The sequence below is a fragment of the Streptomyces sp. NPDC005374 genome, assembly GCF_042872225.1.
GTDB lineage: Bacteria > Actinomycetota > Actinomycetes > Streptomycetales > Streptomycetaceae > Streptomyces.
This window is the reverse complement of the sequence record NZ_JBIAKA010000004.1, coordinates 303,496-323,577: the sequence shown is the minus strand read 5'-3', so window position 1 is coordinate 323,577 and position 20,082 is coordinate 303,496. Positions and strand designations below refer to the sequence as shown.

General features: G+C 70.5%; 18 protein-coding genes. 5 read left to right on the top strand and 13 right to left on the bottom strand.

Annotation, left to right across the window (positions count from 1 at the left end; genetic code table 11):
• Positions 1-19: 19 nt before the first annotated feature.
• From ACFYRX_RS12675 to ACFYRX_RS12630, 10 genes are all read right to left on the bottom strand, one after another.
• Positions 20-1,207, bottom strand: a complete 1,188-nt coding sequence (locus tag ACFYRX_RS12675; RefSeq protein ID WP_389098742.1) for an acetylornithine transaminase — start codon at positions 1,205-1,207, stop codon at positions 20-22.
• A complete protein-coding gene (argB, locus tag ACFYRX_RS12670; protein WP_389098740.1) occupies positions 1,204-2,112 on the bottom strand; it encodes an acetylglutamate kinase in 909 nt (302 codons plus the stop codon). Before argB ends, ACFYRX_RS12675 begins: the two co-directional genes overlap by 4 nt.
• Positions 2,109-3,260, bottom strand: coding sequence for a bifunctional glutamate N-acetyltransferase/amino-acid acetyltransferase ArgJ (gene argJ / locus ACFYRX_RS12665; protein ID WP_389098738.1), 1,152 nt, complete (start codon positions 3,258-3,260; stop codon positions 2,109-2,111). The genes argB and argJ overlap by 4 nt, the downstream gene beginning before the upstream one ends.
• Positions 3,257-4,285 carry an N-acetyl-gamma-glutamyl-phosphate reductase gene (argC, locus tag ACFYRX_RS12660; protein WP_389098736.1) on the bottom strand — a complete coding sequence of 343 codons (1,029 nt, stop codon included), beginning with the start codon at positions 4,283-4,285 and terminating at the stop codon, positions 3,257-3,259. The genes argJ and argC overlap by 4 nt, the downstream gene beginning before the upstream one ends.
• Positions 4,286-4,404: 119 nt before the next feature.
• Positions 4,405-4,770 carry a hypothetical protein gene (locus ACFYRX_RS12655; protein WP_389098734.1) on the bottom strand — a complete coding sequence of 122 codons (366 nt, stop codon included), beginning with the start codon at positions 4,768-4,770 and terminating at the stop codon, positions 4,405-4,407.
• Between the two features lie 411 nt (positions 4,771-5,181).
• Positions 5,182-5,820, bottom strand: coding sequence for a TetR/AcrR family transcriptional regulator (locus tag ACFYRX_RS12650; RefSeq protein ID WP_389098732.1), 639 nt, complete (start codon positions 5,818-5,820; stop codon positions 5,182-5,184).
• Positions 5,821-5,984: 164 nt separating this feature from the next.
• A complete protein-coding gene (locus ACFYRX_RS12645) occupies positions 5,985-6,728 on the bottom strand; it encodes an SDR family oxidoreductase (RefSeq protein ID WP_389098730.1) in 744 nt (247 codons plus the stop codon).
• On the bottom strand, positions 6,725-7,513 hold the full coding sequence (locus ACFYRX_RS12640) for an enoyl-CoA hydratase/isomerase family protein (protein ID WP_389098728.1): 789 nt from the start codon (positions 7,511-7,513) through the stop codon (positions 6,725-6,727). The genes ACFYRX_RS12645 and ACFYRX_RS12640 overlap by 4 nt, the downstream gene beginning before the upstream one ends.
• Positions 7,510-9,162, bottom strand: a complete 1,653-nt coding sequence (locus ACFYRX_RS12635) for an AMP-binding protein (RefSeq protein ID WP_389098726.1) — start codon at positions 9,160-9,162, stop codon at positions 7,510-7,512. Before ACFYRX_RS12635 ends, ACFYRX_RS12640 begins: the two co-directional genes overlap by 4 nt.
• Entirely contained in the window at positions 9,159-10,904 is a 1,746-nt protein-coding gene (locus tag ACFYRX_RS12630) for a CocE/NonD family hydrolase (RefSeq protein ID WP_389098724.1), read from the bottom strand. The genes ACFYRX_RS12635 and ACFYRX_RS12630 overlap by 4 nt, the downstream gene beginning before the upstream one ends.
• 416 nt (positions 10,905-11,320) lie before the next feature.
• Here ACFYRX_RS12630 and ACFYRX_RS12625 point away from each other — a divergent pair, with 416 nt between their 5' ends.
• From ACFYRX_RS12625 to ACFYRX_RS12615, 3 genes are read left to right on the top strand one after another with little or no spacing between them, the layout of a single operon-like run.
• On the top strand, positions 11,321-11,884 hold the full coding sequence (locus ACFYRX_RS12625; protein ID WP_389098722.1) for a hypothetical protein: 564 nt from the start codon (positions 11,321-11,323) through the stop codon (positions 11,882-11,884).
• A gap of 53 nt (positions 11,885-11,937) precedes the next feature.
• Positions 11,938-12,321, top strand: coding sequence for a hypothetical protein (locus ACFYRX_RS12620; protein ID WP_389098721.1), 384 nt, complete (start codon positions 11,938-11,940; stop codon positions 12,319-12,321).
• 34 nt (positions 12,322-12,355) lie between these two features.
• Positions 12,356-13,096, top strand: a complete 741-nt coding sequence (locus ACFYRX_RS12615; protein ID WP_389098719.1) for a VOC family protein — start codon at positions 12,356-12,358, stop codon at positions 13,094-13,096.
• A 27-nt stretch (positions 13,097-13,123) separates the two neighbouring features.
• On the opposite strand, the gene ACFYRX_RS12610 is transcribed toward ACFYRX_RS12615, so the two are convergent.
• Positions 13,124-15,760 (bottom strand): YfhO family protein, encoded by a 2,637-nt coding sequence (locus tag ACFYRX_RS12610; RefSeq protein ID WP_389099093.1) that lies wholly within the window; start codon positions 15,758-15,760, stop codon positions 13,124-13,126.
• Positions 15,761-15,966: 206 nt separating this feature from the next.
• On the opposite strand from ACFYRX_RS12610, the gene ACFYRX_RS12605 reads away from it, so the two are divergent.
• A complete protein-coding gene (locus ACFYRX_RS12605; RefSeq protein WP_389098717.1) occupies positions 15,967-16,407 on the top strand; it encodes a carboxymuconolactone decarboxylase family protein in 441 nt (146 codons plus the stop codon).
• Here the strand turns inward: ACFYRX_RS12605 and ACFYRX_RS12600 are convergent.
• Complete coding sequence (locus ACFYRX_RS12600; RefSeq protein ID WP_389098715.1) at positions 16,394-18,871, bottom strand: alpha-L-arabinofuranosidase C-terminal domain-containing protein; 2,478 nt, start codon at positions 18,869-18,871, stop codon at positions 16,394-16,396. The genes ACFYRX_RS12605 and ACFYRX_RS12600 overlap by 14 nt on opposite strands.
• Positions 18,872-19,010: 139 nt before the next feature.
• Between ACFYRX_RS12600 and ACFYRX_RS12595 the strand changes: the two genes are divergently transcribed.
• Positions 19,011-19,460, top strand: a complete 450-nt coding sequence (locus ACFYRX_RS12595) for a DUF6314 family protein (protein WP_389098713.1) — start codon at positions 19,011-19,013, stop codon at positions 19,458-19,460.
• Here ACFYRX_RS12595 and ACFYRX_RS12590 read toward each other — a convergent pair.
• On the bottom strand, positions 19,457-20,050 hold the full coding sequence (locus ACFYRX_RS12590; protein WP_389098711.1) for a histidine phosphatase family protein: 594 nt from the start codon (positions 20,048-20,050) through the stop codon (positions 19,457-19,459). The genes ACFYRX_RS12595 and ACFYRX_RS12590 overlap by 4 nt on opposite strands.
• Positions 20,051-20,082 lie beyond the last annotated feature (32 nt).

Genomic DNA, 20,082 nt, shown 5'->3' with positions numbered 1-20,082 from the left:
CGTCGTCCCATTCCCCGGATCATCCGTCTCCCTCAGCGGCACCCAGGATGCCGGGCAGCGCCTGAACAAGCGCGTCCACTTCGTCGTCGCCGAGGTTCAGCGGCGGCATCAGCCGTACGACATCGGGGGCGGGCGCGTTCACGAGGAACCCGGCGTCCTGAGCCGCCTGTTGCACCTGCGGCGCCAGCGGCTCGGTGAGCACGATACCCAGGAGGAGCCCCGCGCCCCGGACATGGTCGATCAGCGGGTGTCCGAGTGACTCGATGCCGTCCCGCAGCCGCTCGCTCTGCTGCTTGACGTTCTCCAGCAGCCCGTCGTTCGCGATGGTGTCGAGAACGGCGAGACCGGCGGCGCACGCGACCGGGTTCCCGCCGAAGGTCGTCCCGTGGTGCCCCGGCTGGAGCAGGTCCGCGGCCCGCCCGAAGGCGACGGTCGCGCCGAGCGGAAGTCCGCCGCCGAGCTGCTTGGCGAGGGTGACGACGTCCGGCAGCACACCCTCGTGGGCCTGGTACTCGAACCAGTGGCCGGTACGGCCGATTCCGGTCTGTACCTCGTCCAGGACCAGCAGCGCGCCCTTGGCCGCCGTGATCGCCCGGGCCGCCTTCAGATAGCCGGCCGGGGGCATCACCACGCCGTTCTCGCCCTGGATCGGCTCGATGACGACGAGCGCGGTGTCCTCGGTGACGGCGGCGTCCAGCGCCTGTGCGTCGCCGTACGGCACGTGGGTGACGTCACCGGGCAGCGGCAGGAAGGGTTCCCGCTTGGCGGGCTGGCCGGTGAGTGCGAGGGCGCCCATGGTCCGGCCGTGGAAGCCGCCGTCGGTGGCGACCATGTGGGTGCGCCCGGTGAGCCGGCCGATCTTGAAGGCCGCTTCGTTGGCCTCGGCTCCGGAGTTGCAGAAGAAGACCTTGCCCTCCCGGCCGAAGAGCTGGAGCAGCCGTTCGGCGAGGGTGACGGTCGGCTCGGCCATGAAGAAGTTCGAGATGTGGCCGAGGGAGGCGATCTGCTTGCTCACGGCCTCGACGATCGCCGGGTGGGCGTGGCCGAGCGCGTTGGTGGCGATGCCGCCGACGAAGTCGAGGTACTGCTTTCCCTCGCTGTCCCAGACCTTGAGGCCCGCACCGCGGACGAGAGGCAGCCTGGGAGTGCCGTAGTTGTTCATGAGCGAGCCCTGCCACCGCTGGGTGAGCTCCTGATTGTCGGTCATACGGCATCCCCCTCTTGTACGTCCGGCACGACCATCGTGCCGATCCCCTCGTCGGTGAAGATCTCCAGCAGGATCGAGTGCTGGACCCGCCCGTCGATGACCCGGGCCGTGGTCACCCCGCCTCGCACGGCGTGCAGGCAGCCCTCCATCTTCGGGACCATGCCGGAGCTCAACTCCGGCAGCAGCTTCTCCAGTTGGGAAGCCGTGAGGCGGCTGATCACCTCGTCGCTGTTGGGCCAGTCCTCATAGAGACCCTCGACGTCCGTGAGGACCATGAGAGTCTCCGCTCCAAGAGCAGCAGCGAGTGCCGCAGCCGCCGTATCAGCATTGACGTTGTAGACATGTCCGTCGTCCTGGCTCCGGGCGATCGACGAGACGACCGGGATCCGGCCGTCGGCGAGCAGTGCCTCGATCGCGCCCGTGTCGATCGCGGTGATCTCGCCCACCCGCCCGATGTCGACCAACTCCCCGTCGATCTCGGGCTGGTGCTTGGTGGCGGTGATGGTGTGCGCGTCCTCGCCGGTCAACCCGACGGCGAGCGGCCCGTGTTGGTTGAGCAGCCCGACCAGCTCACGCTGGACCTGCCCGGCGAGCACCATGCGTACGACGTCCATGGCGTCCTCGGTGGTGACACGCAGGCCGGCCTTGAACTCGCTGACGATGCCGTGCTTGTCGAGGGCGGCGCTGATCTGCGGGCCGCCGCCGTGCACGACGACCGGCTTGATACCGGCGTGGTGCAGGAACACGACGTCCTGGGCGAACGCGGCCTTCAGGTCCTCGTCGATCATGGCGTTGCCGCCGAACTTGATGACGACGGTCTTGCCGTTGTGGCGGACCAGCCAGGGCAGCGCTTCGATGAGGATCTGGGCCTTGGGCAGGGCGGTGTGTTTACGAGTGGTGCTCATGACGAGTAGGCGCTGTTCTCGTGGACGTAGTCGGCGGTGAGGTCGTTGGTCCAGATGGTGGCGGTCTCGGACCCGGCGGCGAGGTCGGCCACGATGTGCACCTCGCGGTAGCGCATGTCGACCTTGTCGCGGTCCTCGCCGACACCGCCGTTCTTGCAGACCCAGACGCCGTTGATGGCGACGTTGAGCTCGTCGGGCTCGAAGGCGGCCTTGGTGGTGCCGATGGCGCTCAGGACTCGCCCCCAGTTGGGGTCCTCGCCGTGGATCGCGCACTTGAGGAGGTTGTTGCGGGCGATGGAGCGGCCCACCTCGACGGCGTCGTCCTCGCTCGCGGCGTTGATGACCTCGACCTTGATGTCCTTGCTGGCGCCCTCGGCGTCCCGGATCAGCTGCTGGCCGAGGTCGTCGCAGACCTGCCGTACGGCCTCCGCGAACTCCCCGTGTTCCGGGGTGACTTCGGAGGCGCCGGAGGCGAGCAGCAGCACGGTGTCGTTGGTGGACATGCAGCCGTCGGAGTCGACACGGTCGAAGGTGGTCCGGGTCGCGGCCCGCAGGGCGCTGTCCAGGACGTCGCTCTCCAGGTCCGCGTCGGTGGTGAGGACGACCAGCATGGTGGCGAGGCCGGGGGCGAGCATGCCCGCGCCCTTGGCCATGCCGCCGACGGTCCAGCCGTCCTTGGTCACAACGGACGTCTTGTGCACGGTGTCGGTGGTCTTGATGGCGATGGCGGCCTTCTCACCGCCGTGCTCGGAGAGTTGGGCGGCCACGGTCTCGACTCCCGGCAGGAGCTTGTCCATCGGGAGCAGGAGACCGATGAGCCCGGTGGAGGCGACGGCCACCTCACCCGCGCCGATGTCCAGCACCTCGGCGACCTTCTCGGCGGTGGCGTGCGTGTCCTGGAAGCCCTTCGGCCCCGTACAGGCGTTGGCGCCACCGGAGTTGAGGACAACCGCGGACAGCCGGCCGGCCTTGAGGACCTGCTCGGACCACAGCACCGGTGCGGCCTTCACGCGGTTGGAGGTGAAGACGCCGGCGGCGGCGCGGCGGGGCCCGGTGTTGACCACGAGGGCCAGGTCCGGGTTGCCGTTCTCCTTGATTCCGGCGGCGATGCCCGCGGCCTGGAATCCCTTGGCTGCCGTGACGCTCACGGTGCGACTCCGATCGTGGAAAGACCGAGCTCCTCGGGGAATCCGAGGGCGATGTTCATGCTCTGGACGGCACCGCCCGCGGTGCCCTTGGTCAGGTTGTCGATGGCGCTGATCGCGATGATGCGGCCCACGGACTCGTCGAGGGCGACCTGCACCTGAACGCCGTTCGAACCGTAGACGGACGCCGTGGCGGGCCACTGGCCCTCGGGGAGCAGGTGGACGAAGGGCTCGTCGGCGAGGGCCTTCTCGTAGGCGGCGCGGACGGACTCGGCGGTGACGCCGGGCTTCGCCTTGGCGCTGCACGTGGCGAGGATGCCGCGGGGCATGGGCGCGAGGGTCGGTGTGAAGGAGACGCTCACCCGGGAACCGGCCGCCGCGCTGAGGTTCTGGACGATCTCCGGCGTGTGCCGGTGCCCGCCGCCGACGCCGTACGGCGACATGGAACCCATGACCTCGCTGCCCAGCAGGTTGGGCTTGAGGGCCTTGCCCGCGCCGGAGGTACCGGAGGCGGCGACGATCACGGCCTCGTTCTCCGCGAGGCCCGCGGCGTAGGCCGGGAAGAGGGCGAGCGAGACGGCGGTCGGGTAGCAGCCGGGCACGGCGATGCGCTTGGACCCCGTGAGCGCGGCGCGGGCGCCCGGCAGTTCGGGCAGACCATAGGGCCAGGTGCCGGCGTGCGCGGAGCCGTAGAACTTCTCCCAGTCGGCCGCGTCCTGGAGCCGGAAGTCGGCTCCCATGTCGACGACGAGGACGTCCGGGCCGAGCTGCTCGGCCACGGCGGCGGACTGGCCGTGGGGCAGGGCGAGGAAGACGACATCGTGTCCGGCGAGGACGTCGGCCGTGGTTTCCTGAAGTACCCGGCCGGCCAGCGGCAGCAGGTGCGGCTGGAGTACGCCGAGCGGCTGTCCGGCGTTGGAGTTGCCGGTCAGGGCACCGATCTCGACCTCGGGGTGCGCAAGGAGCAGCCGCAGGGCCTCACCGCCCGCATATCCACTCGCCCCGGCCACTGCCGCACGTACCGCCATGTCATCCTCCTCTTGGACGGCATGACTATACGCACCTATGCACGTTTATGCAAGAACGGTGATCGTGAAGCGTGCGCAAGGCTGTTGTGACTGAGCGCTCCGTTTGGCGGGTCAGCGCTTCAGTGGGCGAGTCGGTTGGCGGAGACCAGCCACCGCCAGCGGCGACGCTCCGTGACGAGGGTGGCGGCGACCAGCAGGGTCACGGGGGCCGCCGCCCAGGCGGGCCAGGCCAGCCACGAGGAGACCACGGCCGCGGCGAGCTGGAGCAGCACCAGCAGGATCGTGGCCCAGCCCGGCACCGCGATGATCACGTTGGCCTTGTCCCCCGGGGTGGAGAACACCGTGGGAAGACCGATCAGGACCAGCACGGACAGGGCGGCAAGCAGCCATGAGTGGCCGGCCAGGGCCCAGGGGGTGGCCACCCACGCGACGAGTTCCGTCGCGAAGCGCAGAGCGGAGGCAGCGCGGTCGTCCGGCCGTCTCAAGGTCCTTGCCCCACCAGCAGCGTCGGTCACCTGCGGACGATCCCACGGCACGCGGCTGACCGCCAGGGATGTGGAACGCCGCCGTCGCACCAGGCCGGTGTCGCCGAACACCGAGCCCTTCCACCCCTGCTTCCCACGCGGCCGTCGGCCGGCAGGTGGCCCTTGCAGGTCAGTCCGCTCCGCGAGCGCGACTGCTGATCTTCGCCCCGGTACCGCATCGGCGCACGGGGCGGGCCGGAGAAACAGCCCGCGTGTCCGTGGGGTGTGCCTCGGGCGACATTCCCGAGGTGGCATGCGACATTCGACCGTCTCCTCCTCCACGACCGCAGTCTCATCGCGGCGCGGTGCGGTGCGGCTGCTGCCGCCGGCGTGGGTCAGGGCCTACCTACCGACCCACACAAGGGGACGACTTCATTCGGCTGCGCCCTGCCCCGAGCTGAGCCCGTCCAGCAGGAGGTCCCCGAGTTCGGAGAAGGCGTCGCCCGCGGTCAGGCCGGTGCTCTCCAGGAGGGCGCCCGACTGGACCGCGTCGATGGTCACCGCGACGACCTGGGCGGCGAACTGCCCGTTGAGCGCGCGGAAAACGCCTGCCCGCACACCCTCCTCGATCAGTCCGTGGACCCGGTGCGCGGCGGCGGCGGAGTTCTTGCGGTAGATCTGTGCGGTCGGCTCGTAACCGACCATGTCGTCGTAGAAGGCGTGGGAGTGGCGGCGCATGGCCGTGCCGACGCCGGTGAGGTAGACCCGGATGCGCTGCCTGGGGTCGGGCTCGGCCTGGACGGCCTGCTCGATCTCGGCGGTCGCGTCCCGGAAGAAGGTGCGGGTGACGGCCAGTACCAGCTGTTCCTTGGTGGAGGCCAGGCTGTACAGCGTCGCCTTGGAGCACTCCAGCCGCTGCGCGAGCTCGTCCATGGTGACCGCGGTGAAGCCTTCGGCCAGGATGATCGCCTCGGCCTGGCGCAGCAGTTCGTCCCGCCGACGGGTGTCGACGACCCGCTTGCGGGGAGTCCGGCGGGGGCGTCGGTCACGCGAGTCGGTGGGGGCGGTCACCGCAGCAGTCTCCCATGGGCGTGTTCGCCGGAACCGGCGGGTCGTCGCCCTGACCGGAAGGCCGATCCTTACGAATGGGTACCAGGGTACCGCTCAACGTACCCGGGCTGTGGCAGTTCCGGACGGCGAGCCCACGGTCACCGTCTGACCGTCGAAGTGGCGCTCTACCGGATCGAGGATCCGATGGAGATGCCGCCGTCCACGTCGAGGACGACGCCGGTGATGTAGCCGGCGGCCTCGCTGGCGAGGAAGGCCGCGGCTTCGGCGATGTCCTCGGGTTTGCCGGTGTGGCGCATCGGGATCTTGTGGGTGAGTTTGTCGCGTGCGGGGCCGTTCATGGAGGCGAGCATGGGGGTTTCGATGAGGCCGGGTGCGATGGCGTTGGCGGTGATCCCGTGGCGGGCGCCCTCGAGGGCGAGGGTGCGGGTCATGCCGACGATGCCGGCTTTGGCGGCCACGTAGTTGGTCTGGCCGAAGTTCCCGCGCCAGGACATGGAGGAGAAGCTGACGATACGGCCGTAGCCCTGGCGTTTCATGGGAGCGAAGGCGGCGCGGGCGCAGTGGAAGCCGCCGGTGAGGCTGACGTCGATGACGGCGTGCCAGTCGTCGTCGGTGATGTCCTCGACGCGGTTGTCGCGGATGATGCCGGCGTTGTTGACCAGCACGTCGAGGCGGCCGAGTTCGGTCGTGATGCCGTCGGTCCAGGCGTTGACCTGGGCCGAGTCGGTCACGTCCACCACGTCGGTGCGGGCGCTGCTGATGGTTGCGGCGGCGTCGGCGAGGGCTTGTTCGTTGACGTCGGCGAGCGCGACCGTGGCGCCCTCGGCGGCGAACCGGGTCGCCATGGCGAGGCCGAGGCCCTGTGCGGCACCGGTGATGGCGACGACGCGCCCCTGGTAGCGATTCACTTGCTGTCTGCTTTCGTGGTGGGGGGAGTGAGGAAGGTCCGCAGGGCGTCGGCCACTGAGCTGGCCGTCCAGTTGTCGGCGAAGGTGGCCAGTTCCTCGCGCAGGGCCTGCTCGGGCGCCGTTCCGTCGATCCGGTGCAGCAGCGTCTTTAGGTGTTCCTGGGCGGGGCTGTGGCGGTCGGCCAGTTGGTGGCAGATGCGGGTGGCGGTGGCGTCGAGGTCGTCCTCGGGCACGATCGCGCGGATCCAGCCGGTGTGGGCGAACGCGGTCGCGGGCAGCAGTTCGCCGGTGAGCAGGAGCCAGCGCGACAGGCCCCGCCCGACCGCTTCGGGCAGCCGGACGCTCGACCCGCCGGCCGGCACCAGACGCCTCTTGACGTGACCGTCGCCGATCAGCGTGGTGTCGGCCGCTACGACGACATCGCAGGCCAGGGCGAGTTCGAGGCCCCCGGCGACGGCGTGACCGTGCAGCACGGCGACCCAGGGCTTGGGGCTGGCCGCGATACGGCTGAAGCAGGCCGACACGTCGGTGAGGAAGCCGACCGGGTTCTCGCCCCGGTCGTCCAGTTCCAGGAACTGGTGGAAGTCACCGCCGGCGCAGAAGCTCGGTCCCTTGCCCGCCACCGCGACGACCGCGGTCCCGGGGTCGGCCTCGGCACTGGTGATCTGCTTGTCCAGAGCTTCGACGAGGGTGATGTCGAGGGCGTTGCGCCGCTCCGGGCGGTTGAGCAACAGCCGGCGGACGGGGCCGCGTTGCTCGACGATGAGGGGGTCCGAGTCGGTCACTGTGCCTCTCGTTCGGCGAGTTCGGCGAGTTCGGCGCGTCGGCGTCTGCGCAGCAGGTAGCGCTGGGTCTTGCCGCTGGGTGTCTTGGGCAGGGCGTCGATGAAGTGGATGGAGCGCGGGTAGGCGTGGGCGGCGTAGCGGGTCTTGACCAACTGCTGGAGCTCGGCGGCCAGTTCCGGTGAACCGTCGACGCCGTCGCGCAGGACGACGTACGCCTCGATGACCTCGCCGCGGACCTCGTCGGGTGCGCCGATCACGCTGCACTCGGCGACCGCGGGATGCTGGGCCAGCACGCTCTCGATCTCGAACGGTCCGATCCGGTAACCGGCCATGATGATGACGTCGTCGTCGCGGGAGGAGAAGAAGAAGTCGCCGTCGGTATCGACGCGCCCGGCGTCGCCGGTGAGGTAGTAGCGGCCGTCGGGGGTGAACTTGGAGCCGCTCTGCCCGGGGATCTGGTAGTCGCGGAACGTCATGAGCGGGCTTCCGGTGACGTCGATCGCGACCCGGCCGAGCACACCCGCCCCGGCGACCTCGTCCTTCTCGTCGGCCAGCACGGTCAGGTTCCAGCCGGGCACCGGCCGGCCCATCGATCCCGTCTTGAGCGGACGGGCGAGTTCGGGGTGGTGGTGGTTGGCCAGGGGCATCCCGACCTCGGTCTGGCCGAAATGGTCGTGCACGGCCAGGCCGAGCGCGGTACCCGCCCACTCGTTGACCTCGGGCGTCAGGGGCTCCCCCGCGCTGGACGCCCGCTCCAGCCGCAGGCCCTCGGGCACCGGCACCGACGAGGAGCGCAGTCCCCGGTACACGGTGGGGGCGGCGGTGAAGTCGGTGACCTGGTGGTCGAGGAGGGTGCGCCAGGTCGTCTCGGCGGAGAATCCGCCGGTCAGCAGCAGGCTGGGGATGCCGGCGGCCAGCGGGGCGACGATGGCCGCGTACAGGCCGTAGGCCCAGCCGGGGTCGGCTGCGCACCAGTAGCTGCTGTCCGGGGTGACGCCGAGACCGTACTCCAGGTAGATCTGCCATCCCGCGATGTAGGAGACGGGGTGGATGACCCCCTTGGGCTTGCCGGTGGTGCCGGAGGTGAACATGTGCACCAATGGCCCGTCTCCGGATGTGGTGACGGCGGGCACCGGCTCGGGTGACGCGGCGGCGACGAGGTCGGCCAGCACCATGTCACCGCTGGACGCGGCCGGTCCGGTGACGATGATGCGGCGTCCGGGGTCGTCCGGCAGGTCGGGGCCGGGGTCGAGTTTGTGGCGCTGGTCGGGGTCGACGATCACGACGTGCGCGTCCGCGCCTTCCAGGCGCAGGGCGATGGCCTGGGGTGCGAACGCCGTGAACAGCGGGACGTAGACCGCGCCGAGCCGCCAGATCGCCAGGATGACGGTGACCAGGTCGGTCCCCTTGCCCATCAGGGTCGCCACCCGGTCACCCGGACCGACCCCAAGCCCCTGCAGCGCCCGCGCGCAGCGGTGCGAGTCCGCGGCGAGCGCGCCGTACGACAGCGTGGCAGCCTTGCCGTCGTTGTCGACCACGGTGAACGCCGTGCGGTCTGCGGGGTGCCGGTCGCACAGCAGCCCGGCCACGTCGAGGGAAGAGGCCGCGAAGGCGGCGGTCAGTTCGGAGACCCGGTCGGGGGCGCTCACGACTGGTCCTTGCGGTCGATGACCGGCAGGATCAGACGGCTGGGGTGGTTCGGCCCGTGGTGGATGTGGTTGATCGCGGGGATCATCTGCTCCTCGCTCTCGTGGGCGATGACGCCGCCGGTGTTGGTGTTGCGGTCGTAGCGGGGGAAGTTGCTGCTGGAGACGTCCACGCGGATGCGGTGACCGGGCAGGAACACGTTGGAGGTGCCCGTCATGTCGACGGTGATCTCGTAGACGGTGCCGGGCTCCATGAGCTCTTCCGTGGCGAGGCCGCGCCGGTAGCGGGTGCGCAGGATCCCGTCGCACAGGTTGATCGCCCTGCCGTCGGGGAAGACGTCGACGAGCTTGGCGGTGAAGTCGGTGTCCACCGCCGACGAGGAGACGTACAGGGTCAGGCTGACCGGGCCGGTGACCTCCACGGCCTCCTCCAGTACGGGCGTCGCGAAGCACAGGACGTCCTCGCGGGCGGCGACCGTCCGCTGGTCGACCGGGCCGCAGAACCCCGGCGTCGTCGGCATCGACGCCCCGCCCGCCGAGGGAACCGGGCGGCGAGGGTCGTAGAGGTAGGTCTCGTGCCCGGCGTCGGACGGCGCCTCGGTCGTCAACACGCCGGCGCCGTCAGCGGTGTTGGCGTGACCGGTGCTCGTGAGGTGGAAGTCGGTCCACTGCGTGTCGGGCAGCGGCCACTCCCGCTCGTCGCGCCACTGGTCGATGCCCATCACGAAGATCTTCACCGGCGCCACGCCGTCCAGCGCGGTGGTGTCACCACGCAGCCAGCGGTCGAAGAACTTCACATACAGGTCCGTCAGGCCCATCATCTGGGCACCGGCCAGCGGGCCGAAGGACCGGTCGGGATAGGCGCCACCCGTGGAGATGTGGTCCCACGGACCGATGACCAGCCGCTGCCCCTCGCGCGCCTCCTCGGTGCCGGCCTTCTGGCGGGCGGTGACGTAGGTGCGCAGGGTCTGCCCGATGTAGAGGTCGTACCAGCCGCCGATGTTCAGCGCCGGGACGGTGACGTTCTTGAGCTCGGGCGTGAGCTCCATGGCGTCCCAGTACCCGTCGTGGGAGGGGTGGGCCATCCAGTCGTCCCACCACCTCCCGTACGCCGCCAGGACCGGAACCTCTGCCGTTGGCAGCACCTCGTTGAGAGGCTCGGGGAACAGGGCCGCCTGACCGAGCTGTTGCAGCTGGGACAAGGTGTCCTTGCCGAGGGCCAGGGACCGCTGCGCGTCGGCCGCGTACATCATGGCGTTCCACAGCGTGACCAGGCTCAGTGAGAGCGCACCGCCCGGGCCGTACCAGGGCGCCTCGTAGTTGTCGATCGAGGTGAGGCTCGGCGCGATCGCCTTGAGGGCGGGGGCGCCGGTCACGGCGGTCTCCCACTGGACCATGCCGAGGTAGGACGCCCCGTACATGCCCACCGTGCCGTCCGACCACGGCTGCTCGGCGATCCAGGCGACGGTGTCCTCGCCGTCGGCCCGGTCGGCCATGTGGGGCACGAACTCGCCCTCCGAGCGGTTCGTGCCGCGGCAGTCCTGCATGACCAGCGCGTAGCCGGCCTCCAGCAAGGTCAGCAAGTTCGGCAGGATCTCAGAGGCGGTGCCCAACCTGTCCTTGCCGTACGGCAGGCGCACGAGCAGCGTCGGGGCCGTCCCCTCGGCCGGACGCCACACGTTGGCGGCGAGAGCCACGCCGTCACGCATCGGAACCCGGACGTCTATCTCGTATAGGTGCTGCATCGGTGCTCCTCGTCGAGCCGCGGCGGCGTTGCCTGGATGTGGGTACGTTAAAAGGTACGTTCGTACCCTGTCAATTACCTCACGAGGTCGGGCCTCCCCTTCTCCAGGGGTGCGCTGGGCCGACCACGCGGCAGCCGCCCGCGGACACCTACGGCTCGGCAGGCGAGCGCCGCATGGCCGTGGCGGTCGGTTGCCGTCGCGATCGGCGAGTTCAGCGAGGGGCTGGTCGAGGCGCCGGCGCGCAAGGCCCGCGAGGTCGAGGGCGGCCCGGCGACGCCCCCTTTCAGACCGCGTGCTCAAGCGCCCCGGGGTCTTCATCCTGGCGAGCGGAGAACCGGGCCGATACGAAGTGGGTCTCGCCTGTCCGTCGTCGCCCCGCCCACAGCGCCTGCCGCGGTTCCAGTAGCGTCCGTTCCGTGATCGCCCTCGATGCCCTGGTCCGTCTCTGCCCCCCGCCCGCCGAACCGCCGCCCGCGGTGGACTGGGCCCGGGCCGAGCGCGCCCTGGGTACGGCTCTGCCCGCCGATTACAAGCAGCTCGTCGAGACATACGGCGACGGCGTCTTCGACGACACGATCTGGCTGCTCGTCCCCGGCTCCGCCCACAGCGACTGCGACCTGCTCGCGCAGACGACGGAACGGGACGAGATCCTGGCCGAGCTGTGGGAGTTCGAGGCAAAGCCTGCCGGTTTGCTGGAGGCGGACGGTCGGGTCCTGCCGTGGGCGTTCGAGGAGGGCACGGGGGCCTTCCTCTACTGGCTGGCGGGGGCCGGCCGGCAGCCCGATGACTGGACCGTGCTCTACAACGAGGGACGCGGCCCCTTGTGGGAGGACCACGACATGGGGTGCTCGGACTTCCTGTTGGCGGTCCTCACAGGAACGGCGGAAACGGACTACTTCGGCCACCTCCACGAAGTGCTGAAGCCGGCGGAGCACCGCTTCGCGACGGCCGCCCAGACCCTCGGCACGCCCCGGCGCTGACTCGTCCAGCCACTCTCGACCGGCGTGACCTTCCGCGGCGGGAGACTGTCCTCATGCAGATCCCAGCCGAAGCCGTGGCCGCCACCTCGCTGATCGAGGTCGTACGGATCTCCGCCCTCCCCGTCGAGCGGGGCGCCCCGTACCCCGGGAGGACGGTCGCCCACTGGGCCGAGGACGAAGCGGTCGACGCCCTGACCCTGATCGGGTCCCTGCCCGGAGGTGCACAACACCGCTGCGGCTTCTCCCCGGGCTGGAGCATCCGCGCCTACGACGGCTCCCTCGATCTCGCTCTCTTCGAGGCGGCGTTCTGCTTCAGCTGCCACGAGATCCGCATGCACGGAACAGCCGTCCCGCCCGCGCTCGCCACCCAGTTCTTCGACGCGGACACTCCACCGGCGCAGGCACTGCTCGCCCTCTTCCGCGCTGCGACGCCGTGACTCCCCTCTGTCCACCACCCCTAGGATCTCCGCCATGGCCCTGCGACCGGTGATGGTGAACATCAAGGCTCTCGACGCCCCGGCGGTCGGCCGGTTCTGGGCGGAGGCGCTCGGCTGGACCGCTCACAGCCCCGGTGTGACCACCTACGTCGGCCCCGGCGACGGTCTCGTCTGGCCGGACCCGGTCGCCCTCGGCATCGACGTCGTCCCCGTCCCGGAACGCAGGACGACGCCGAAGAACCGTGTGCACCTCGACCTCGCCACCACCTCCCCGGCCCACCAGAGGGAACTGGTCGCGCGTCTGAAGGCTCTCGGCGCGACGCCCGCCCAGGTGGGCCAGGGCGATGTCCCGTGGACGGTCCTCGCCGACCCCGAGGTCAACGAGTTCTGTGTGCTGGAGCCCCGGGAGGTCTACCGGGACACCGGGCCGGTCGCCGCGGTGGTGGTCGACTGCGCGGATCCGCGGGCCATGGCCCGGTTCTGGGGCGAGGCGACGGACTGGACCCTGCACGAGGTGAACGACGACCAGGCAGTGCTGCGTTCCGCCAAGGGCGGCGGGCCGTATCTCGAGTTCCTCCGCACGCCCGGCGAGAAAACGGGGCCGGACCGCGTCCATCTCGACCTGCTGCCGTACCCCGGCGACGACAAGGCGGCGGAGGTGTCCCGGCTGCGGGCCCTCGGCGCCACCGACCTCGACGTCGGCCAGGGAGACGTCCCCTGGACCTGCATGGCCGATCCCGAGGGTCACGAGTTCTGCGTCCTCGCCCCGTCCTGAGACCGGGCGGCCCGGAACAACCGAGGGCTACGTCACCTTCGACCGTCCCGTCTCCCGGCGTCGACGGACGGCGCCGAGGACGCCGAGCGCGACCAGAGAAACGAGCGAGCCGGCCCCGACGGCCGTCCCCAACCGCAGACCAGGCGGGTGGAACGTGCAGGTGACGCTGCTCGCCCCCTTGGCCAGCGGCACGGCGATCAGCCCGTGGTACTCCCCCGCGCGTACGGCAGAACCGCCACCTGCGGCACAGCGCCAGCCCGCGATCCTGGGCGCCGCCACGACCGCGACCCCTCGGCTGCCCGCCGGGAGCTCGGCCCGGATCGTGCCGCCGGAGCCGGAGACGGTCACCTCGGTGGCTCCGGTGGCCGTGAGCTGTCGTACGGCGGTGTGCAGCCGCCCGGTGTCCAGGCAGCCGACCGCCTGGTCCGGCACGACGCCCAGCCGGTTCGCGGACAGCTCGATCGTGAGGCGCCCCGAGGCCGGGACGGTGCCGAGCCGCGCCATGGCGGCGATCTTGGTGAGGGGCCGCCAGTCGGCCCTGAACCGTCCGGTCAGGCCATGGGCGGAGGTGCCCGTGAGCCGTGCGGTGCCCGAGAAGTGCGGTGCCCAGAGGTAGACCTCGCTCCCCGTCGGGCACTGCGCGGTGATCGTCGCCTTTGCGCCGACGCGCACACCCTGCCGCTGGTCGGTGCTGCGGTCCGGCTGCCTCCCGGCGCTGTTGCGGATCGTGAGGCGGGGCACGGTGTAGACGCGGGAGCCCAGCAGGAGCTCCTGGTTCCGGTAGGGCGAGGGCCCGAACGCGGGGCCGGCGGCGGACGGCCGTACCGTCACGAGGGGCGGGACCACCTCCCTCGTCACGGTCACCCCGCTGCCGTCCTGGGGCCACCAGTTCTGGTGCGGGTCGGGCGGGGAGTGCACCCGGGCGCCGACGGAGAAGATCGCGTCCGTCACGGCGTTGTCCAGGCTCTGCAGGCTGCGTCCCCCCGAGGTCCAGCCGCCGCCGAGGGCGGTGAGCGTGCTGCTGAGCACGGCGGAGGTGTGGCTGCTGTAGTACTGGGCGCCCTCTCCGCCGACCTCCAACGGGTCGTTGCCGACGGTCTGTTCGCGGCCCGGGTCGGTGCGGTAGCGGGGCCAGCCGTCGGCCTTCGCGACAGCGTCGGCCTGTTGCTGCTGCCGGTCGCCCCAGGGCGCGTAGTCGTCCATGTGCCCGAACCGCATCCGGGTGGCCACGGCGTCGGTGGCGGTGGCCTCCCCGAGCTGTGCCCCGACGAGGAGTACGGCGGCGAGCGCGGCCGGGGCCATGCGCAGCACGGGACGTTCACGGCCGAGCAGGACCAGCCCGAGCAGCGCACCCGCGGCGGCCGTCAGGAACACCGGCCAGGCGAAGGGACGGACCAGTTGGCTGCCGCTCGCGACGACCGCGATCAGGGCGAGCAGCGCGGCGGCCGCGCCCAGGGCCCGCCGGTCGAGGGGGCCGTAGGAGAGCGTGTGCCAGGCCGCGACCACCAGCAGGGCGCACACCACGAAGGTCTGGCGGTACGAACTGCCCTGCGGTTCGGCGAAGGCGTGCCACAGCAGATGGGTCGGGCCCCACTGCATCGACAGGGTCACCACGACGACCAGCAGCGTCCAGCCGGCACGCACCCTGCGGGGAGCCGCCCGGTGGAAGGGCAGCGCCAGGGCGAGCAGCAGTGCCGTGGTGCCGACGAAGAGCGCCGGGGAGCCGAAGCTGTACGTCGTCGGCAGCAGCCGGGCCAGCAGGTCCTGCGTGCCCACCGGGGCGAACTGCGTGAATCTGCCCTCGGAGGCGTGCGCGCTGCCGAAGTAGACGACCATCACCACGGGTGCGGCCAGACCCATGCCGAGTGCGAAGGTCAGGACGGCCCGGCCCACCGCGGTAAGCCCACGGCGGCGCGGGAGGCCGGCGAGCCACAGCCGCAGCAGGAACACGAGGACGGCGGCGAGGGTCGCCATGTACGCCGTGTAGAAGTTGGCGACCCAGACGGCCGTCACGACCAGCACCCCGGCGAGGGGGCGCCGACCGCTCAGGATCCACTCGCCGACCAGGCACAGCAGCGGCAGGGCGATCAGGCCGTCGAGCCACATGAGGTTGTACGAGGCGGTCGCCACCGTCCATCCGCACAGGGCGTAGGACGCGCCGAGCAGGCCTGCCGCCCACCAGCGCCCGGGGCGCAGCCTCAGCAGCAGCCAGGCCATGGCGGCACCGGCGCACGCGATCTTCAGCACGGTGATCACGTACACCGCGAGAACGATCTCGCCCCTCGGGAACACCGCCACGAGCAGGGCGAACGGGCTGGTGAGGTAGGTGCCGAGGTCGGGCAGGAAGCTGGTGCCGAATCCCGACTGCCAGTTGACGAGGAGCCCGCCGGAGCCCTGTCCGTGCAGCAGGTCCCACAGGTGCGCGTGGAACGGGACGTACTGGTTGCCCAGGTCGTTGACGTTCCGGGTGCGCGGGCCGAAGGGGTAGCTGCGGGCGACGGCGTCGGCCGCGCAGAGCACGACGACGGTGAGCGCCGCCGCGAGCAGGGCGGCCCGTCCGGGCCCGGGCGGCTGATCGGCCGCCGGCTCCGGTGCGGGTACGTGCGAGCGGTCGCCGACGACGTCGTCCGCGGTCTTCGGTCCGGGCGGGACGGTCGGTCGCACGCCCTGGTCACTGGTGGTCAATTCGGGCCCCCGTCCGGGGTTTTCACCCCGTGCGTTGTTGCTGCGACGGTTTAGACGGGGGGTGAATACGGTTGGTTGTGCCACCACCGATGGCCATGAAGTGAATTCCGCGCGACCCGAAAGCCAACGATGGCGCAGAGGAGTGCACCGTCCCCGGACGCGCGACCTACGACGGAGGAGCCGACATGAGCGAGAGCACCACCCGCGAGGAGCGTTTCGAGCGGGGCCTGGAGATGCTGGGGAGTGTCAACCCCGAGGTCGGGCAGCGGGTCCTGGACTCGCTCGCCGACATCAGCCCGGAGATGGGCCACCAGCTCGTCGCCTGGGGGTTCGGCGAGATCTACTCCCGGCCGCAGCTTGTCCCCCGGGACCGCCAGTTGGTCACGCTGGGCATGCTCACCGCGCTCGGCGGCTGTGAGACCCAGCTGGAGGTGCACGTCCACACGGCCCTGAACGTGGGCCTGACCCCCGAGCAGATCGTGGAGGCGCTGCTGCAGTCGGCCGGCTACTGCGGCTTCCCCAGGGCCCTCAACGCGATGGCCGTGGCGAAGAAGGTCCTCGCCGAGCGTGGGCTGCTGCCCGTCGGACAGCAGCCCACGAAGGACGGAACGTCTACCGCCGGCTGATCCTGAGGAAGGTGACGGAGTTCGCCGGGAAGGTGTACGAGAACTTCCCGGCGACCCCGTCGAACATGGACCTCACCGGGGCGACCGCGGTGGACGTCTCGCTGTTCACGGCGTCCGGGCCGGCCGCGAGGGTGGTCACCCGGGCCCTGGACGCGACCTTGGCGCCGCCCAGGTCGATCGCCGTACGGGCCGCCGAGTTCTGGGCGTTGACGACCTTGACGATCAGGTCGCCGGTCTTCTGATCCTTGGTAACGACCTGGCGGAACGGCTCGGCAGGCTTGTCGTCGGTGAAGCTGCCCCACTCCTGTCCGTCGAGGTAGAGGGTCACCTGGCGGCCCCGCACCTTGACGTCGACGTCGTAGGCGCGGCCCGTCTCGACCGATCCGGCCTTGGAGAGCAGCGTCGACTTGCCGCCGTCCACGGCCTGTTCGACGGCGGACTGGGTGTTGTTCCAGCCGCCGAGGTTCCACCAGTAGTAGTTGCCGGTGTCCTTGACGCCGAAGGCGACGAGGAAGCCCTCCTTGCCGGCCTTCTTGGTGGCCTTCACGTGCAGGTCGTAGTCGTGCCAGCTGGGGTCGCCGGCCGAGACCATGGTGTTCTCGGCGTTCACGTCGCTCTGCGTGTACTGCCCGTCCTGGACGCTCCAGCTGCCACCGCCGGTGTGGGTCCACTGCGAGGAGTCACCGCTGAAGTCGTCGGTGAGCAGGGCGTTCCCGTCGGCGCCGGTGACCTTCACATCGTCGTACGACGCCGTGGTCGCCCAGGTCGACAGGCCGACCGCGCCGCTGATCGGGGCGAGCAGCGAGGGGGTCCCGGTGGCGGTGGAGGGCACCACGCGGTCGCCGACGTTGTTCATGAACAGCTTCTGGACCTCGTAGTTGGCGGAGTTCCAGGAGGCGTGGTTGTTGAACCAGACCAGGTCAGGGCGCCACTGGACGTAGTCCTCGTTGGCGAACAGCGGTGCGTAGGAGGCCAGTTTGACGACGTCGGCGTTGCGTTCCAGGCCGGTCATGTACGCGGCTTCGGCGAGACCGTTCTTGAAGGTGTTGCCGAGGGAGGCGTACTCGCCGAGGAAGACCTTCGGACCGCTGCGGTCGTAGGAGTCGTAGCGGTCGTTGTTCTGGAGGAACCACTGCGGGCTGTTGTAGTAGTGCTCGTCGACCATGTCGACCTTGGCGTCCTTGTTGAGCTGCCAGGCCGTGTCGAAGGTCGAACCGGAGTCGTCAGGACCGGAGTTGGAGATGACCTGGATGTCCGGGTGCTTCGCCTGGATGGCGGCGCGGAACTCCTTGAAGCGGGCGAAGAACTCGTTCGGCAGGTTCTCCTCGTTGCCGACCTCGATGTGGGTGAGGTGGAAGGGCTTCGGGTGGCCCATCCGGGCGCGCACCTTGCCCCATGTGGAGCTCGCCGGTCCGTTGGCGAACTCGATGAGGTCGAGGGTGTCCTGGATGTGCCGCTTGAGCAGCGCCTCGTCGGCGACGGCCTGGTTCTGGCCGCAGCCGGTCACCAGGGCCGGGACGACGGGCAGCGGCATGGCGCCGATGTCCTCGGAGAGGCGGAAGTACTCGTAGTAGCCGAGTCCGTAACTCTGGTTGTAGCCCCAGAAGTTGGAATTGGTGGCGCGCTGCTCGACCGGGCCGACGGTGTCCTTCCACTGGTAGGAGCGCTTGCGCTGGTAGCCGGAGGCCTCGCTGTAGTCCTCCATGGAGCCGGTGTTCACCAGGCAGCCGCCCGGGAAGCGCACGAAGCCCGGGTGCAGGGCGGCGATCTTCTCGGCGAGGTCCTTGCGCAGGCCGTTGGGTTCGCGCTTGTACGTGTCGCGCGGGAAGAGGGACACCATGTCGAGGGCGGCCGCTGCCGAGGAGGCAACGGTGAGGCGACCCGCGCTGCTGGTCCGGGTCGCGGTGAAGGTGGCCTTGTACTGCGCCCAGCCGTCCTTCGTCACGGGCACCCGGCGGGCGGGTGCCAGGGGGCCGTCGGCGTCCTGGAGCGACACGCTCAACGTGCTGCCGGCTGCGGCCCGGGCCCACACCGAGAAGTCGTACCTCTTGCCCTCGTCGACGTGGACGCCGGTGTTGTATCCGGCGTTCGTGACGGACGAACCGGCGGCCAGGGAGAGGTAGTTGCGGTTGCGCGCGTTCAGCCGTCCGTCGTCGTTCACGACCTGGGCCGTGCCGTCGACCGTCCACGAGGTCAGCGGGGTGTACGAGGAGTTGTCGGCGGTGGAGTACTCGAAGGACCGGTTCTGCACGAGTTCGGCGTACAGACCGCCGTCGGCGGCCCGGTTGATGTCCTCGAAGAAGACGCCGTACATGGTGTCGTCGATCTTCGCGCCCTTGGCGGCCGGGTCGACGGTGATCGCGTAGTCGGTGACGTCCTCGGCATGGGCGGGGGCGGTGACCAGTCCGGCGGCCACCAGCAAGGCGGTGGCGCCGAGACCGAGTCTCCAGCGGGTGCGTGACATGGATACTCCGCGGCTCTCTGTCGAAAGGGGCGTTCGAGATATCGGACTGCGATCAGCACTTCGAACGGCAACATAGAGAGAGGGATTCCGGAGCGTCAACGGGGCGCGTGGTACCGAAAGTGTCGGAAGTGAGGGACCGGTGGGCGGGTTCTGGCCAGTGGCGGATGCGCTGTCCTATCTGGCCGGGCGCTGGCGGACCGAGCGAACCGTTCGGGATCTGGCGAGCGGTGACGAAGGGTGGTTCTCCGGCACGACCGCTTTCGGCCAACTGGAGGGCGGTGGCCTGCTGTCCGAGGAGTCGGGCACCTTCACCTGGCGGGGCGTACCGCGCCCCGCCGAACGAACCCTCCGCTACCTGCCGGGTGCGACACCGGGCACGGCGGACGTCCGTTTCTCCGACGGGCGCCCCTTCCACGGCCTGGATCTGACCCATGGGCACCATGTCGCCGACCACCCGTGCGCGGCGGACCTCTACCGCGGCGAGTTCACCGTCCTGGACGCCGACCACTGGCGCACGGTGTGGCGGATCGGCGGCCCGGCCAAGGACCTCGTCCTGACGACGGATCTCACGCGCGAACCCGTCGGCTAGGACCGCGCGGGCTGCGCCGGTACGCCCTCGAAGCGCAGGCTCCACCGGCCGGCGCGCCCGGTGACGGTGGTGGCCGACAGGGGGCGTACGTCGATGTTCCAGTAGGTCGAAGGCGGCGCCTTCAGGGCGTACACCAGGGCGGCCCGGATCACGGCGGGTTCGGCGACGGCGACGATACGGCCGCCGTCGCCGACGGGCCGGGTGTCGAGCCACTCACCGACCCGGGTGATGAAGTCGAGCAGCGACTCACCACCGTGCGGGGTCGCTCGCGGGTCCGCGAGCCAGACGTCCACGGACTCCGGCTCCCGGGCCATCGCCTCGCCGAGCGTCAGTCCGCGCCAGCGCCCCATGTCGCAGTCCCGCAGGGCGAGTTGAACCAGAGGGGAGTAACCGAGGGCGTCCCCGGTGGCGCGGCTGCGCGGGGTCGGCGAGCAGTAGCGCTGTTCGGCCGCCGCGAGCGGCAGCAGGTCGCGGGACGCGGCCAGCGCCTCGTCCCAGCCGGCCTGGTCGAGCGGACGGTCGTCCTCGAAGCGCTCGGCGAGCAGCGAGGAGCTTCGCGCGGCGGCGACGAACGTGACCCGAAGTTGCATGCGGCGATCGTGAGCCGCGAAAGTGCGCAGGT